We start from the raw sequence: 14,306 nt of genomic DNA on the forward strand, positions 1-14,306 counted from the left end.
ATTGGTAACTCCCACTTGGTTGACTGGAGCGGTAAGATGAGCGCTGCACATGCCTTGGCAATGCAGATGCGCCGCTGACAAAACAAGTAAAGACTAATGACGCTGGGCGGCATGGTCAAAGAATAAGAATGCGTTTATTTATGCGTGGAGTGCGTGTTGCCATCAATCGCCGTATGGCAAATATGGATATGTAAAAACCTTCGTTGCCGCTGTTCTCCGGCGGCGGGAGACTATGCGTTGCCGATGCCGGCAGCGTGCATCGAAGCCGCATTTCATCATTCAAAGAAAGAGACCATGACGACACTTAACCACTATCTGTCCGAGAAGCGCAGCGCCGTGCTGGCGCGTGAAGCCCTCATCCATGCCGGCGATGCCGGACCGGTTGCACTGGCGGCCAAAGTCAGCGCCGAAGGACGCAGCGGCGTGCGCCGTATCCGTATTCGCGATCATCAGGTCATCAGCGACAGCCCGCCGGATTTCGCCGGTTACAACCTGGGACCGAGTTCTCCCGAGTTGCAACTGGGCGTGCTTGGTTCCTGCGTGACGCACATCTTCCTCATCCAGGCGGCGCATCAGCAGGTGCCCGTCGATTCGCTCGAAGTGGAAGTGACGGGCAAGATCGACCCGCGCGGCGGCAAGCCGGGGTATGAGGACATTCCGATTTATCCGCACGACATCGCTTACACCGTTCATCTGGTGTCGCCGGCGAGCAAGGAGAGCGTGCAGGCCTTGTTCGAGACGGTCGAAAAGACGTGCCCGATTCTGAATCTGCTGAAGAATCCGCAGACGATTCGCGCAGGGATTCGCCATACCGCCAGCACATGGGACAAGCTGGAAGAAGAGCATGCGATTGCCGGGTAAGACAGCCTGATTCAGATCGATGCATCCGGCTGCTTCTTGCCCGAGGGGCAATGCAAGCAGCCGGAGAATGTGATGGAAAAATAACGGCGGTACGCTTCAGAAGGCGTGCGCTTCGTGCAGCTCGGATAAGGCTTCGGCTTTGAACGATGCGAGACGGGTATCGGTGCGCTGACGCGGTTGGGGCAGGTCGACGTGGATAGTGTTGCGGATAGTGCCCGGACGACTTCCCATGACCAGCACGCGATCGCCGAGGTAGAGCGATTCATCGATGTCGTGCGTGACCAGCAGCAGGGATATGCGGTGTTGTTGCGCCAGGCTCAGCAGCAGATCCTGCAGCTTCATGCGGGTGAAGGCGTCGACTGCACTGAACGGTTCGTCCAGCAGCAAGACCCTTGGACGAGAATAAAGGCCGCGCGCTATAGCCACGCGTTGCGCCATGCCGCCGGAGAGTTGTTTGGGCAGACTGTTTTCCCACCCGACGAGTCCGACTTCCACCAGAAGCTGCGAAATCCATTCCTGGTCGGCGCGCTCGCCGTCGGCAAAACCGATGTTCTGTGCGACGGTCAGCCACGGCATCAGGCGCGGCTCCTGAAAGACAAAGGCGACGCCGCCGTTGCGCTGGCCGGCCAAGTCGGGCGCGCGCGTGACCGATCCCTTGAAGTCTTTGTCGAGGCCGGCGGCAATGCGCAGCAAGGTGCTTTTGCCACAACCGCTGGGGCCGAGCAGGGCGACGATTTCGCGTTCCGCCAGCGTCAGCCCGACGGCTTGCAGCACGGTGTCGTCACCGAAAGATTTGCGTTCGACCTTGATGTCGAGAATGGTGCTCATGAGATTCCTTTACTTCGTTTGTTCGCCGGCAAAGGCGTCGTGCCATGACAAGCTGCGGTTTTCCGGCGAATTGTAGGCGTGGTCGAGTTTGATTTCTTTTAAGTTGTCTGCTTGCGCGGTACCGGCGATGGCGATTGCACCGATGGCGAATGTCAGTCCGGCGGCGAATTTTTTGAGGGGAGAGAGCAATATTTTTTTGTGGAAAATGAAATTAACGGATCATCGTAATTCCAAACAAGGACGCTGACAAAGATCCTTACTGTCTATGCAAGCGTGTTTTTCGTATGTCTACGTGCGGCAGGAATGGCGTTGGGACGCGTATTACGCGATGACCGAGACGGTAGTAAACTGGCGGCTTCCAGCTTTCTCCTGCGCAAGGAACAATGAAGGATTCAAACGCCGCCGCCATCACCGGAAACGTGGACGTCACCGACGCGTCCGTCCGTCGCCGCTCGCTGATCGCGGCCTGCACCGCGCACGCCATTCATGACGGCCTGACCGATCTCATCTATGTGCTGCTGCCGATCTGGCAGACGCAATTTTCCATCAGCTATGCCTTGGTAGGGCTACTGCGCGGATCGTATTCCGGCACCATGGCAGCCTTCCAGCTGCTGGCCAGCAGGATGGCGAAGCGCTGGGGACGGGAGCGCATGCTGGTGGGCGGCACCGCGTTAGCCGGCGTCGCTTATCTGATCGCCGGCCAGGCGGGCGGCATGGTGGTGCTGATGATTGCGCTGGTGCTGGGCGGGCTGGGCGCCAGCACACAACATCCGCTGGCGTCGTCGCTGGTCACCGATGCGCACCAGGCTGGCGGTGGCGTCAAAGAGGCGCTGTCGCAATACAACTTTGCCGGCGACATCGGCAAGACGCTGATCCCGGGGCTGGTCGGTCTGTCTCTCGTCATCATGAGCTGGCAGACCAGCGTGACCTTGATAGGATTGCTGGGTCTGGCGGCGGCCGCTTTGCTATGGTGGTTGATCCCCGTGCGGGATGAACAGGCATTGGCGAAAGCAAAAGCAGCAAGGACTTTCACCGGCACCGGTTCGCGCAGCGGTCTGCGTGCCTTGCTGCTGACCGGTACGCTCGACAGCGCGGTACGTATGGGCTTTCTGACCTTCCTGCCGTTTTTGCTCAAGAGCAAAGGCGCGGGTATGGCTGGCATCGGCCTGGCGCTGTCGCTGCTGTTTGTCGGTGGCGCCTTCGGCAAATTGTTGTGCGGATATCTCGGTGCGCGTATCGGCATGATGAAGACGGTCTGGCTCACTGAGTCTGCGACGTCGTTGTTCATCGTTGCGGCAGTGTTTTTGCCGCTGACGGGGGTGATGCTGATGCTGCCGTTGCTGGGACTGGCCCTCAATGGAACCTCATCCGTCCTTTATGGCGTGGTGCCGGAGCTGGCGGAACCGGGCAAGCATGAACATGCCTTCGCATTGTTCTATACCGGCACCATCGCCGGCGGCGCAGTGGCGCCTGTCGTGTTCGGCCGCTTGGGGGACGGGGCAGGGATTCCCTTCGCGCTGATCAGCCTGGCGGTGATCCTGCTGCTCACCTTGCCGTTGTCGTGGCAGGTGCAGAAAGGCTTGCGCGCGAGCGGCTAAGCGCGCCAAGCGTGACCGGCAGGCGGAATAATTTATAATGCGCGACTACCTCGATGCGCCTTCCTTACCCTTGGAAAGATAAAAATGAAGCGAGTACTTGCCCGGATCCTGCCGGCGCTGACTGCGGTCTTGTTCATGATTCGGCCCGCCATGTCAGCCCCGCTTGAAGTTGGCTACATGCCGATCCTTCCCGACGCGCAGTTGTTCATCGCCATGGAGCAGGGGACGTTTCCGAAAGATCTTGGCGCGCCCAAGCTGGTGCAGTTCCAGAGCGGCCCGGCGATGGTGCAGGCCTTGCTGGCGGGGCAGCTTGACATTGCATACGTCGGCATAGGCCCGGCATTGGTGGCGCGCGCCAAGGGCGCGGACATCAAGGTGGTGGCATCGAACATCGTCGAACAGGTCAGTTTTGTCGCGCTGGGTAATCTGGCGCCGTACTTTGCTTCAGGTGATCCGGCCACCGCATTTTCGCGCTTCGCCAAAGACCAGGGGCGTCAGGCAGTGGTTGCCAGTTATCCCAAAGGCGCCGTACCGGAAGCTGCACTGCAGTACTGGCTGCGCAACCGGGTGCGCGCAGACACCTCGCAACTGAAACTGATTTACCAGGGAGAATCGCAGATTCAGGAGTCCCTGTTGACGGGCGCGATCGACGGCGCAGTCATTCTGGAACCGACGACGACCAATGTACTGAACAAGTCGCCGAAATCGAAAGTCATTGCGCGCGGATCCGACCTGTTTCCAAAACAGCCGGGTGCCGTATTACTCGTTCGCGAAAAGGTATTGCGCGAGCAGCCGGCGCTGGTGAAGGCGCTACTGGCGGCGCACATTGCGGCAACGAAGATGCTGGAGAACGATCCTGCGAAGGCTGCGCCGATGGTGCAAAAATATGTCGGCGGCGGCCGCTTGCCGGTCAAGCTGGTGGAGCAGGCGATTCGTAACTCCAAAGGCCAGTTTGTCGCCGATCCCAATCTGATCATTCCTGCCACGCTGGCGCTGCAAAAATTCCAGGCCGAAACCGGCACGTTATCCGGGCCGGCAGTGGATGTGCCCAAGATGTTCAACACCACCTTCTATGACGCCGCAACGCATTGATCTTTTTACGGCGACGCGCCAATGCTGACACGTTCCTATTCTTTGCCGACGCGCGTCGGCTATGGGGTCGCAGGCGTCGTTCTGTTCGTGCTGCTGTGGAAGGCAGTCGGTGTATTCGGCTGGGTCAATTCGGGCATTCTTCCCGATCCTTTTCTGCTCCCAGAAACCTTTCTCCTTGAATGGCAGAGCGACCGGTTGCTGCCGGCAATCGGTTCCAGCCTGATTCACTACGTCTGGGGACTTGGTCTTGGCGCGGTTTGCGGCATTCTGGTCGGATTGGCAGCCGCGACGATTCAGCGCTTTGACATGTTGCAGTCTTATGTGTCGCGCATCTTGCGGCCGATTCCACCGCTGGCCTGGGTGGTGTTTGCGATTGCCTGGTTCAAGGTCAGTCACGCCGGTGCGGCATTCGTGATCGCCATCGGTGTCTTCTGGGTCAACTACTTTGCGACTTACAGTGCGGTGCGCAACATCGATCCGCGCTTCTACGAGCTGGCACGCAGTTTCGGGCAGGGCGGCTATTGGCGTCGCTCCATCAGCATTACCTTGCCGGCGATTGCTCCCGGTCTGTTGTCGGGTGTGCGTACCGGCATCGGACAAGCCTGGATGACGCTGATCGCGGCGGAGCTCCTCGGTGTGCCCGGCATGGGGCAGGAGATGAACGCAGCAGCCGGTGTCGGCGCTTACGATGCCGTGGTGGTGTACATGCTCACCATTTCCGCCGTCTACGCCGCCACCGATCTTTTGTACACGCTGGTCGAAAGGAGGGTGCTGTCTTGGCGTCCGTAATCGAGTTCGATAGTCTCGCCTATACGCATCCCGGCGCTGCCGCGCCCGTGATTGAAAACCTATCGCTCGACATCGAAGCCGGAAGTTTTATCGCCGTAGTCGGCGGCTCCGGCGTCGGCAAATCAACATTGTTGCGCACAGCTGCCGGCTTGCTGACGCCGGGATCCGGCGAGATGCGTTTCAACCTGCCGCAACGGCCAGGCCGCCGCCGTCGCGCCATCGTTTTTCAGGACAGCCGTTTGTTACCGTGGCGTACGGTCGAGGCAAACATTGCCTACGGTCTGGAAACGCTCGGCATTGACAAGGCACAAAGCGCTGCGCGTGTGGCTGAAGCGTTGCGGCTGACCGGCCTGGAAGAACTGCATGACCGTTGGCCGCATCAGCTTTCCGGCGGTCAGGCGCAACGTGTCGGTATCGCACGGGCGCTCGCAGTCGAGCCGGACATCTTGCTGATGGACGAGCCCTTCAGCGCAGTCGATGCGCTGACCAGACGCAAGCTGCAAACCGAGTTGATCCGTATCTGGGAGACAACCCATACGGCCGTCATGTTTGTCACGCATGATATTGACGAGGCGGTCTATCTGGCCGATCGGGTGGTGGTGTTGGGTAATCGGCCGGCAACCGTTGTAGAGAATCTGCAAATCGATTTGCCGCGACCACGGGATCGCAACTCAGCGGAGTTTGCACAGTACGTGACACATCTGTCGTCCTGGTTAGGTGTGGAATAGCGTTTTCTCCACGAACCCTTCTCATCCTTTATCGGTGGCCTCTTTGGAATCCCTGCGACTAGTCATTCATGCACCAACGCCGACCGCCCTTGAGCGCGGCCGCCGCAATCTCGCCAACCTGCTGAAACTGGCGCCCGACACCGAGGTCGAGTTGGTGATCAATGCCGGCGCAGTAGCCGCAGCCTTGAGCCAGCCCGATCCTTTGGACGGACATTTGCGTGTTTGTCGCAATACGCTGACTGCCAACCAGCTCACCGCACCTGACGGCATCGTCGTTGTCCCTGCCGCGGTATTGCATATCGCGCAGCGGCAGGCGGATGGCTGGGGTTATATGCGGGCTTGAAGGCCAGCAGCAGAGATAGGGCCATGTGAGTGATCAGTCATGGCTCGCTACCGTCTTTAACCTGTCTTCAACCTCGCCCGACGAAAGGCATGTGGCTGGCCATGATAGTCATGTCCAATACATTCGCTTCCAGAGGCAGCGCGGCGATATAGCGTACGGCGTCGGCGACATGGCGTACATCCATCATCGGTTCCGGCGCGATCGTGCCATTGGCCTGCAGTACGCCCTTGGTCATGCGCGCAGACAGGGAGGTGAGGGCATTGCCAATGTCGATCTGGCTGCAGGCGATGTTGTATTGACGTCCGTCGAGCGCAATGCTTTTCGTCAAACCGCCGATGGCGTGTTTGCTGGCAGTATAAGGAGCGCTCTGCGGGCGCGGTACGTGTGCAGAGATCGAGCCGTTATTGATGATGCGCCCACCTTGCGGCGATTGTTTCCGCATTAAACCGAACGCCGCACGCGCACAGAAGAACGCGCCGTTGAGGTTGGTATTGATGACATTGGTCCATTGCTCGTCAGTCAACTCGTCGAAGGGCGTGGCGGGCGTATTGACACCGGCATTGTTGAACAGCACATCGAGACGGCCGTAGCGTTCAGTTATCTGATCAAACAGCGCAGTGACACTGGCTGAGTCGCGGATATCCACCGCAATGGCTTCGGCATGGGATTCATTGTCGGTGATCGCGGCCTGTACCGCAGCTTGCAGCACATCCAGACGGCGACCTGCGAAGACCACCGTGAATCCATCTGCCAGCAAGACATTGGCGACAGCCAGGCCAACACCGCTGCCGGCGCCGGTGACGAGAGCTATCTTTGAGCGGGTTGGCTGGTTCATGCGCATCCTTTGAGAAGAAGTGAAGTGCGCCTACTGTAACGCATGTACGGCGAAGTCACTTCTCCCACGTCAAGATCAGACGGCTCTCAACGCCTGATCGAGATCGGCGAGCAAATCATCGATATGTTCGATGCCGATGGACAGGCGTACCGTGTCTTCCGTCACACCTGCCTTGACCAGTTCTTCCGGCGACAATTGGCGGTGCGTGGTTGACGCCGGATGTGTCGCCAGCGACTTGGCATCGCCGATATTGACCAGGCGTGTAAACAACTTCAACGCATCCTGAAACTTCGCGCCGCCGGCCAGGCCGCCTTTGACACCGAAGGTCAAAATGCCGGATGGCTTGCCGTTGAAATATTTCTTCGCCAACGTGTGATCGGGATGATCTTCAAGTCCGGCATAGTTGACCCAATTTACCTTCGCATGCTTCTTCAGATACTGGGCCACAGCCAAAGCGTTGGCAGTAATTCTGTCCAGGCGCAGGGCCAGCGTTTCGATGCCTTGCAAGATCAGAAAGCTGTTGAAAGGAGAAAGCGCCGCGCCGGTGTTGCGCAAGGGGACCACGCGCGCACGGCCGATGTAGGCCGCTTCGCCCAGCGCTTCGGTATAGACCACGCCGTGGTAGCTCACGTCCGGTTCATTGAGGCGCTTGAAGCGTTCCTTGTGCTTGGCCCACGGGAATTTGCCGGAATCGACAATCGCACCGCCCAGGGTGGTGCCATGCCCACCCAGATACTTTGTGAGTGAATGCACCACGATATCGGCACCGTGCTCAATCGGCCGGAGCAGATACGGCGTAGCGACTGTGTTGTCGACGATCAGCGGTACGCCATGGCGGTGTGCAATCTCGGCGATAGCGGAAATGTCGGTGATGTTGCCGAGCGGATTACCGATGGATTCGATAAAGACGGCCTTGGTGCGCGCATCAATATGCTGTTCGAAAGAACCTGGATTGCGTGGATCGGCAAAGCGGGTCTCGATGCCGAACTGCGGCAAGGTATGGGCAAACAGATTGTAGGTGCCGCCATAGAGCGTGGAGGCCGAGACGATGTTGTCGCCGGCTTCGGCAATGGTCTGGATCGCATAGGTTACCGCCGCCTGGCCTGACGCCACGGCCAGCGCGGCAATACCGCCTTCGAGTGCCGCGACGCGTTTTTCCAGAACGTCCTGCGTCGGATTCATGATGCGTGAGTAAATATTGCCTTGTACTTTCAGATCAAACAGATCGGCGCCATGCTGGGTATCGTCGAAGGCAAAGGCCACTGTCTGATAGATCGGTACCGCGACAGCCTTGGTGGTCGGATCAGGCGCATAGCCTGCATGCACGGACAGTGTTTCGAACTTCCATTGAGGAGCTTGTGCTTGTGTCATGGGGATATTCCAGCGAGTGAATTGGATGAGGTGGACTGAAGTGGACGGGCCTGATGACTCTAACGAGCCATCAGGCGCTGGCGAACGAATGATTTCGCATATCCATATCCGGTATTTTCATCCGGCGGAGAATCCCGGCAGTGTTCAGCCCGAACGTCGTTTAAATCCTTTGGCTGACGGAGAAGGGGAGATGATATTCCGCTTGTACGATCCGGAGCGCAAAAAAAATGCGGCCATGCCCGAAGGGATGACCGCATGAAAAACAGACTTCAGCAGACTTCAAATTACGCGTTTAGCCTGCTCGCCGTTGTGAGGCGAGCCTTCTGATGACCGTCGCAAGACGGTCGATTTCGTCGAAGGTATTGTAGAAAGCCAGTGATGGCCGTACCGTCGTTTCGACGCCGAAGCGGCGCAGAATCGGTTGGGCGCAATGATGGCCGGTACGCACAGCGATGCCTTCTTCATTGAGTGCGTGGCCGACTTCTTCGGTGCTGTAACCGGCCAGCACGAAAGACATCACGCTGGCCTTGTCGGCGGCGGTGCCGATCAGACGCACGCCCTTGATCTCGCGCAGTTGCTGCATGCCGTAGACCAGCAGGTCATGCTCGTAGCGGGCGATGTTTTCAATGCCGATCTTATTGACATAGTCGATGGCAGCGCCCAGTCCCACAGCGTCGGCGATGTTGCCGGTACCCGCTTCGAATTTATTGGGAATCGGCTGGAATACCGTCTTCTCAAACGTCACGTCCGCAATCATGTTGCCGCCACCTTGCCAAGGCGGCATGTCTTCCAGCACTTCGCGTTTGCCCCAGACTACGCCGATGCCGGTCGGGCCGAACACCTTGTGGCCGGAGAAAACGAAGAAGTCCGCGCCCAGATCCTGCACGTCGACGCGCATGTGCGACACCGACTGCGCGCCGTCGACCAGCGCCTTGGCGCCTGCACGATGTGCCAGTTCGACGATTTCCTTGATCGGCGTGACCGTGCCGAGTGCATTCGAGACCTGGGTAATGGCGACGATCTTGGTGCGGTCGTTGAGCAGCTTGCGATACTCGTCCAGCAACACCTGGCCCGAGTCATCCACGGGAATCACGCGTAGCTTCGCACCCTTGGCAGCGGCCAGTTGTTGCCACGGCACGATGTTGGCGTGATGCTCCAGATTGGAAACGATGATCTCGTCGCCTTCGCCGACATGCTGTGTGCCCCAGCTTTTAGCGACGAGATTGATGGCTTCAGTGGTGCCCCGCACGAAAATGACTTCGTTGACGTCAGGTGCATTGATGAAGCGTCGCACACGTTCACGCGCACCCTCGTAAGCGTCCGTAGCACGCGCGGCCAGTTCATGCGCAGCGCGGTGGATGTTCGAGTTTTCGTGCTCGTAGAAGTAGCTGATGCGGTCGATCACGGACTGCGGCTTGTGCGTCGTTGCTGCGTTGTCGAACCAGACCAGTTGGCGGCCGTTGACACGCTCCTGCAGAATCGGAAAATCGCGCCGTACCGCATGCACGTCGAACGGCGGATGGCGGTCGCCGCCTGCCAGCGGCACCGTGGCGTGTGGCTGCGCTTTGGCTGGTGTGACGTAACCGCTCGGCAGCACCACTGAATCCACGAAGTAATACTGTGGCGTCGTGGATGGTGATGATGAGTGGGGCTGTGATGACGCGGACGGCGCGGCACCGGGAAGTCCGGTGGCCGGCGGTGCAGTCAGGCTGCGATGTTCCGGGATCGACGGTGACGGCAGATGTGTATCCGGCGTCGGTGCTGTGACTACCCCGGGTTGGCCATAGGTATCGCTCAAAAAATAATACGGCGATGCGCCGGTTTGCGGTCGTGTACCGCCGACCGACTCCGGCACGCCCAGCAATGCACCGCCGCTGCGTGGTTCATAAGCTGGAATCGCGCTCAGAAGTTTGTCCGGAACCCCATTGCCTGCGGGCGCAACAGGTGCCAGCGCCGGTGCCCGGTTACCCAGCGACAGCACCTGGGTTGGCGAGGCCGGTATCAGGTTGGTGCCGGGAATCTGCCCTTGCGGAATCGGCGTACCGGGAACGCTGGGGCCGAAACCTGCCGGACTCACCAGTGGTGAACCCGGTGGCGCAATGTTGCCGGGTGCCTGCACGCCGTGAGGCGTGAATGGCGGTGCCGGTGGCGTGGCAAAGAACTCTGTCGCCAGGCGCGCCAGCACGGCCGGATCGAACGGCGCGCCGGACGGCTCTGGAACGCCGGCAGGCTGACTTGCCGGCAGGGAGGTAGAGGGCGAAAGTAGGCTCACGTCGCGGCTTATTTGTAGGTGTCAGGATAGTCGTGGTACTTGCCGATTTCGACATCGTCGAGTACGGCCAGCGCGTCGGTTGTCAACACCGCAAGCGAGCAGTAAAGCGAAATCAGGTAAGACGAAATCGCGTGGTTGTTGATGCCCATGAAGCGCACCGACAGACCAGGACTTTGCTCACCCGGCAGACCCGGCTGGAACAGACCGACCACGCCCTGACGTTTGTCGCCTACGCGCAGCAGCAGGATTTTGCTCTTGCCATCAGCGACCGGCACCTTGTCCGAAGGAATCAGCGGAATACCGCGCCAGGTGATGAACTGCGAACCGAACAGGCTGATGGTCGGCGGTGGCGTGCCGCGGCGGGTTGCTTCGCGGCCAAATGCGGCGATTGCCAGTGGATGCGTGAGGAAGAAGGCGGGTTCTTTCCAGACCTTGGTCAGCAGCTCATCGAGGTCATCCGGTGTTGGTGCGCCGGTCAGCGGAAAGATGCGCTGTTCGTCCGTGACTTGCGCCAGCAGGCCGTAGTCGGGATTGTTGATCAGCTCGCTTTCCTGGTTTTCCTTGATGGTTTCGATGGTCAGGCGCAGCTGTTCCTTGATCTGGTCGTGCGGGCTGCTGTACAGATCGGATACGCGGGTATGCACGTCGAGCACGGTCGACACGGCGTTCAGATAATACTCACGTGGATTTTCTTCGTAGTCGACGAAGGTGCGCGGAAGTTGATTTTCTTCTTCGCGAGCGGTGCAGGTGACCTTGATCGATTCTGGATTCTTGACCTTGTTGAGGCGATAGATGCCGGCTTCGACGGGCACCCATTGCAACAGATGCGTCAGCCACCGTGGGCTGATGGTTTCCAGCTGAGGTACGGTTTTGGTTGCGTTTGCTAGTTGCCTTGCTGCGTTATCGCCAAGCGCGGTGGTACCGCCAACTGTTGCCGACATCGTGACTCCAATTCATGTGGGTTAGAAAGAGAAAAGCTGAAAAATGACCTGCAAAGTGTGGCGTCTCAGCGCCGGTGGCTCAACATGCTATAGCCATCAATTTGATGCCGCGCACCAAATTCATTTGACTGATGGCCTCGCCGCGGGTCACCAATGCGGACGGTGTGAGCTTCAGTGCGGAGGCCAGTTTTTCGACGGTAACGAGTGAGGCGATGGCGCAGCCGCGTTCTATCTCACCGATATAGGAACGGTTCAGGTTCGAGTTCTCGGCAAGGCGCTCCTGTGACCATCCTTGTGCTTCGCGCAACTGCCGCACACCGATGCCGAAGCTTTGCACCAGCGCGCTGGTGATGCTGTCGCCGCTCTCGGACAGGGCGGACTTCAGCTCGCTAGCCGGCGACTTCCTGGAATAATTCTTCTCGCTCATCTCAGACATTCCTTGTCGCGTTAGACATCGTCAGGTTGCACCAATGCTGTTGGCGAAAGCGCCTTCGCGCGATTCGGCCTGGGCAATCCGGCCGCCCGCAGGGACATCGTGCGTGAGCCAGACATTGCCGCCGATGACTGCACCTTTGCCCAGCGTGATGCGGCCAAGAATGGTTGCACCCGCATAAATCACCACATCGTCCTCCACCACGGGATGACGCGGCAGTCCCTTCTGCAGGTTGCCTTCCGCATCGGTAGGGAAGCGTTTTGCGCCCAGCGTCACGGCCTGATAGACCCGCACGCGTTCACCGATCACCGCGGTTTCGCCAATGACGACGCCGGTGCCGTGATCGATGAAGAAGCCGGCGCCGATCTTTGCACCGGGATGGATGTCGATACCGGTCGCGCCGTGCGCGAGTTCTGCGACGATACGCGCCAATAACGGCAGGCCGAGAGAGTAGAGCTGATGTCCCAGGCGATAGTGAATCAGCGCCAGCACGCCGGGATAGCACAGCAATACTTCATCCACGCTGCGGGCGGCAGGATCTCCCGGTAAGCCGCCAGCACGTCGCTGTCGAGCAGCGTGCGGATTGCCGGCAGCGCTGCGGCAAAGGCTCTGGTCGCAGCCAGGGCGTCAGCGTCGATGTCGTTGTCCGTTGCGCGGTTGAGGTTGAGGTTCAGCGCGGCGTTGTACTTCAACTCCAGCCGTACTTGTTTCAACAGAGAGTGCAAAGCCGCGTCGAGTGCGTGCGCGACATGGAAGTTCTCGCTTTCCTGGCGCAGATCCGGCGGGCCGAGCCGCATGGGAAACAGCACCCCCTTGAGGCTGTCGAGGATGGCGGACAGCGCGTCCCGCGAAGGAAATTCGCGACCGCCCGGTTCGCTGGCGCGGCGTTGTGCCTGGCGCCAGCTATGGCGAGCTTCGTGCAAAGACTGCACGATGCCGGTGATGTCAAAAGTTGCCACGGGATTCCTTTATGCAATGAGGCAAAACGGTGGTACCGATTGTGCTGCCGGCATTCTTCGGCGGAGAACGCAGTTGCAGGCTGGCAGTTCGTCTCAGGAACGTGTTTAGTCTTGTACCCAAGGCAGACCGTGAAACCGCCATCCGTCCGCCTTGCCGCGCTGTTGCTGCGCATCGATTTCTCCCTCGAAGCCCTCCAGCACATTGAAAATACAGGTGAAGCCCGCCTTGGTTGCGGCCTCGGCCGCCAGCGCAGAGCGTTTGCCGCTACGGCACAGCAACAGTGCGACAACGTCCTTGCCGCCGATCTTGCTTTCCAGTTCGCGCACGAATCGCGGATTGCGGGTGAGCGCGGTGCCGGTCGCCCAGGCAACGTGGAGACTGCCCGGAATGTGGCCGACGAATTTGCGTTCTTCATTGGAGCGGACATCGACCAGCAATACCCCCTGTCCGGAAAACAGCGTCCATGCAAGCGCCGGATCGACGCCGCCTGAAAAAGGGAGACCACGGGATTGGGCGTCGGCTTTGATCGATGCCAGTTCCGCAGGAAGGCTGGGCGAACTGGACGATGTATCGGGTGAAACTGCAGATGCAATTGCGTTGGCTGCTGACATGAGAAGACCTCGATGATTGTTCTGACGGTACGGAATTGCGGTCATTTTGGTGGCGATAGACAGCAACAGGCCGTGAATAGGACTGTACGATCCGTTAAACTGAAATAAAACGAATAAAAATGAGTTCTTAAAGTTGAAAAACGAATATGTAGTGTCAGCCTTTTAGTTGGAAACCGTCTGCGGCAGTGCGGTTACATACGCAATGACAATGAAGAGGTGAAAGGACACATTGATCGCGTCGTTGGGAAGCGACGCATAAGGACGGCATCCTGCTAGACAAGTGCCTGCAAGCACCCGTGAGCGACTGATTGCTCTGGATCGCAAAGAGCAACTGACTGGGGGGGATCTGCGCTCTCCCGCTGGATATTTGTTTGAAAATCCGTATATGGATAGTCGAATTGATTCGTGGATGGCAGACCTGAGACGGAATAAGATGGCTTCACTCTCTGCAGTGAATGTTGTGAAACAGGATGGCGCTTCCTCCCTTGGCATCATCCTCATGTCGGTTAGCGCCGACATGTGAGCAGATTCAACGCGCGGCTACTTTGCAGATGGCACTGAGCCGCGCGGATCTACTCCTGGTCTGCTCACATTTGGGCGCTGCCTCTCACTGTTGAAAAAGCCCCCGATGAACGTTTTCGTTC

The 14,306-nt window shown here is 59.0% G+C and carries 15 protein-coding genes and 1 pseudogene; 7 read left to right on the plus strand and 9 right to left on the minus strand.

Annotated elements, in window-relative coordinates; all coding sequences use genetic code 11:
* The first annotated feature begins 294 nt into the window (after positions 1-294).
* Positions 295-861, plus strand: a complete 567-nt coding sequence (locus PQR63_RS04840; protein ID WP_408166097.1) for an OsmC family protein — start codon at positions 295-297, stop codon at positions 859-861.
* Between the two features lie 96 nt (positions 862-957).
* On the opposite strand, the gene PQR63_RS04845 is transcribed toward PQR63_RS04840, so the two are convergent.
* Both PQR63_RS04845 and PQR63_RS04850 read right to left on the minus strand, forming a co-directional pair.
* Positions 958-1,689: an ABC transporter ATP-binding protein gene (locus PQR63_RS04845; protein ID WP_408166099.1), complete on the minus strand. Its 732-nt coding sequence runs from the start codon at positions 1,687-1,689 to the stop codon at positions 958-960.
* A gap of 9 nt (positions 1,690-1,698) precedes the next feature.
* Entirely contained in the window at positions 1,699-1,878 is a 180-nt protein-coding gene (locus PQR63_RS04850) for a hypothetical protein (RefSeq protein ID WP_408166100.1), read from the minus strand.
* Between the two features lie 194 nt (positions 1,879-2,072).
* Between PQR63_RS04850 and PQR63_RS04855 the strand changes: the two genes are divergently transcribed.
* From PQR63_RS04855 to PQR63_RS04875, 5 genes are all read left to right on the plus strand, one after another.
* The gene (locus PQR63_RS04855) at positions 2,073-3,287 is read left to right on the plus strand and encodes an MFS transporter (RefSeq protein ID WP_408166102.1); all 1,215 of its coding nucleotides are present in this window, start codon (positions 2,073-2,075) and stop codon (positions 3,285-3,287) included.
* A gap of 84 nt (positions 3,288-3,371) precedes the next feature.
* On the plus strand, positions 3,372-4,379 hold the full coding sequence (locus PQR63_RS04860) for an ABC transporter substrate-binding protein (RefSeq protein ID WP_408166104.1): 1,008 nt from the start codon (positions 3,372-3,374) through the stop codon (positions 4,377-4,379).
* A gap of 21 nt (positions 4,380-4,400) precedes the next feature.
* Positions 4,401-5,168 (plus strand): ABC transporter permease, encoded by a 768-nt coding sequence (locus PQR63_RS04865; protein WP_408166106.1) that lies wholly within the window; start codon positions 4,401-4,403, stop codon positions 5,166-5,168.
* Positions 5,156-5,896 (plus strand): ABC transporter ATP-binding protein, encoded by a 741-nt coding sequence (locus tag PQR63_RS04870; RefSeq protein ID WP_408166107.1) that lies wholly within the window; start codon positions 5,156-5,158, stop codon positions 5,894-5,896. Before PQR63_RS04865 ends, PQR63_RS04870 begins: the two co-directional genes overlap by 13 nt.
* Positions 5,897-5,939: 43 nt before the next feature.
* Positions 5,940-6,239, plus strand: coding sequence for a DsrE family protein (locus PQR63_RS04875; protein WP_408166109.1), 300 nt, complete (start codon positions 5,940-5,942; stop codon positions 6,237-6,239).
* 67 nt (positions 6,240-6,306) lie between these two features.
* On the opposite strand, the gene PQR63_RS04880 is transcribed toward PQR63_RS04875, so the two are convergent.
* Together PQR63_RS04880 and PQR63_RS04885 are read right to left on the minus strand one after the other, a co-directional pair.
* Positions 6,307-7,074 (minus strand): SDR family oxidoreductase, encoded by a 768-nt coding sequence (locus PQR63_RS04880; RefSeq protein ID WP_408166111.1) that lies wholly within the window; start codon positions 7,072-7,074, stop codon positions 6,307-6,309.
* Between the two features lie 75 nt (positions 7,075-7,149).
* Complete coding sequence (locus tag PQR63_RS04885) at positions 7,150-8,445, minus strand: O-acetylhomoserine aminocarboxypropyltransferase/cysteine synthase family protein (protein WP_408166113.1); 1,296 nt, start codon at positions 8,443-8,445, stop codon at positions 7,150-7,152.
* 88 nt (positions 8,446-8,533) lie between these two features.
* On the opposite strand from PQR63_RS04885, the gene PQR63_RS04890 reads away from it, so the two are divergent.
* On the plus strand, positions 8,534-8,704 hold the full coding sequence (locus PQR63_RS04890) for a hypothetical protein (RefSeq protein WP_408166114.1): 171 nt from the start codon (positions 8,534-8,536) through the stop codon (positions 8,702-8,704).
* Between the two features lie 33 nt (positions 8,705-8,737).
* Here the strand turns inward: PQR63_RS04890 and PQR63_RS04895 are convergent, their stop codons facing one another.
* The 5 genes and pseudogenes from PQR63_RS04895 to PQR63_RS04915 form a co-directional block, all read right to left on the minus strand.
* Entirely contained in the window at positions 8,738-10,717 is a 1,980-nt protein-coding gene (locus PQR63_RS04895) for a family 2A encapsulin nanocompartment cargo protein cysteine desulfurase (RefSeq protein ID WP_408166116.1), read from the minus strand.
* A gap of 8 nt (positions 10,718-10,725) precedes the next feature.
* On the minus strand, positions 10,726-11,658 hold the full coding sequence (locus tag PQR63_RS04900; protein ID WP_094563511.1) for a family 2A encapsulin nanocompartment shell protein: 933 nt from the start codon (positions 11,656-11,658) through the stop codon (positions 10,726-10,728).
* Between the two features lie 79 nt (positions 11,659-11,737).
* On the minus strand, positions 11,738-12,043 hold the full coding sequence (locus PQR63_RS04905; protein ID WP_506945544.1) for a helix-turn-helix domain-containing protein: 306 nt from the start codon (positions 12,041-12,043) through the stop codon (positions 11,738-11,740).
* Between the two features lie 72 nt (positions 12,044-12,115).
* Positions 12,116-13,050, minus strand: a pseudogene (epsC, locus tag PQR63_RS04910) (serine O-acetyltransferase EpsC).
* A gap of 105 nt (positions 13,051-13,155) precedes the next feature.
* The gene (locus PQR63_RS04915) at positions 13,156-13,662 is read right to left on the minus strand and encodes a rhodanese-like domain-containing protein (protein ID WP_408166118.1); all 507 of its coding nucleotides are present in this window, start codon (positions 13,660-13,662) and stop codon (positions 13,156-13,158) included.
* Between the last annotated feature and the right edge of the window lie 644 nt (positions 13,663-14,306).

The sequence above is a fragment of the Herbaspirillum rhizosphaerae genome, from assembly GCF_046025915.1.
GTDB classification, from domain to species: Bacteria; Pseudomonadota; Gammaproteobacteria; order Burkholderiales; family Burkholderiaceae_D; genus Herbaspirillum; species Herbaspirillum rhizosphaerae_A.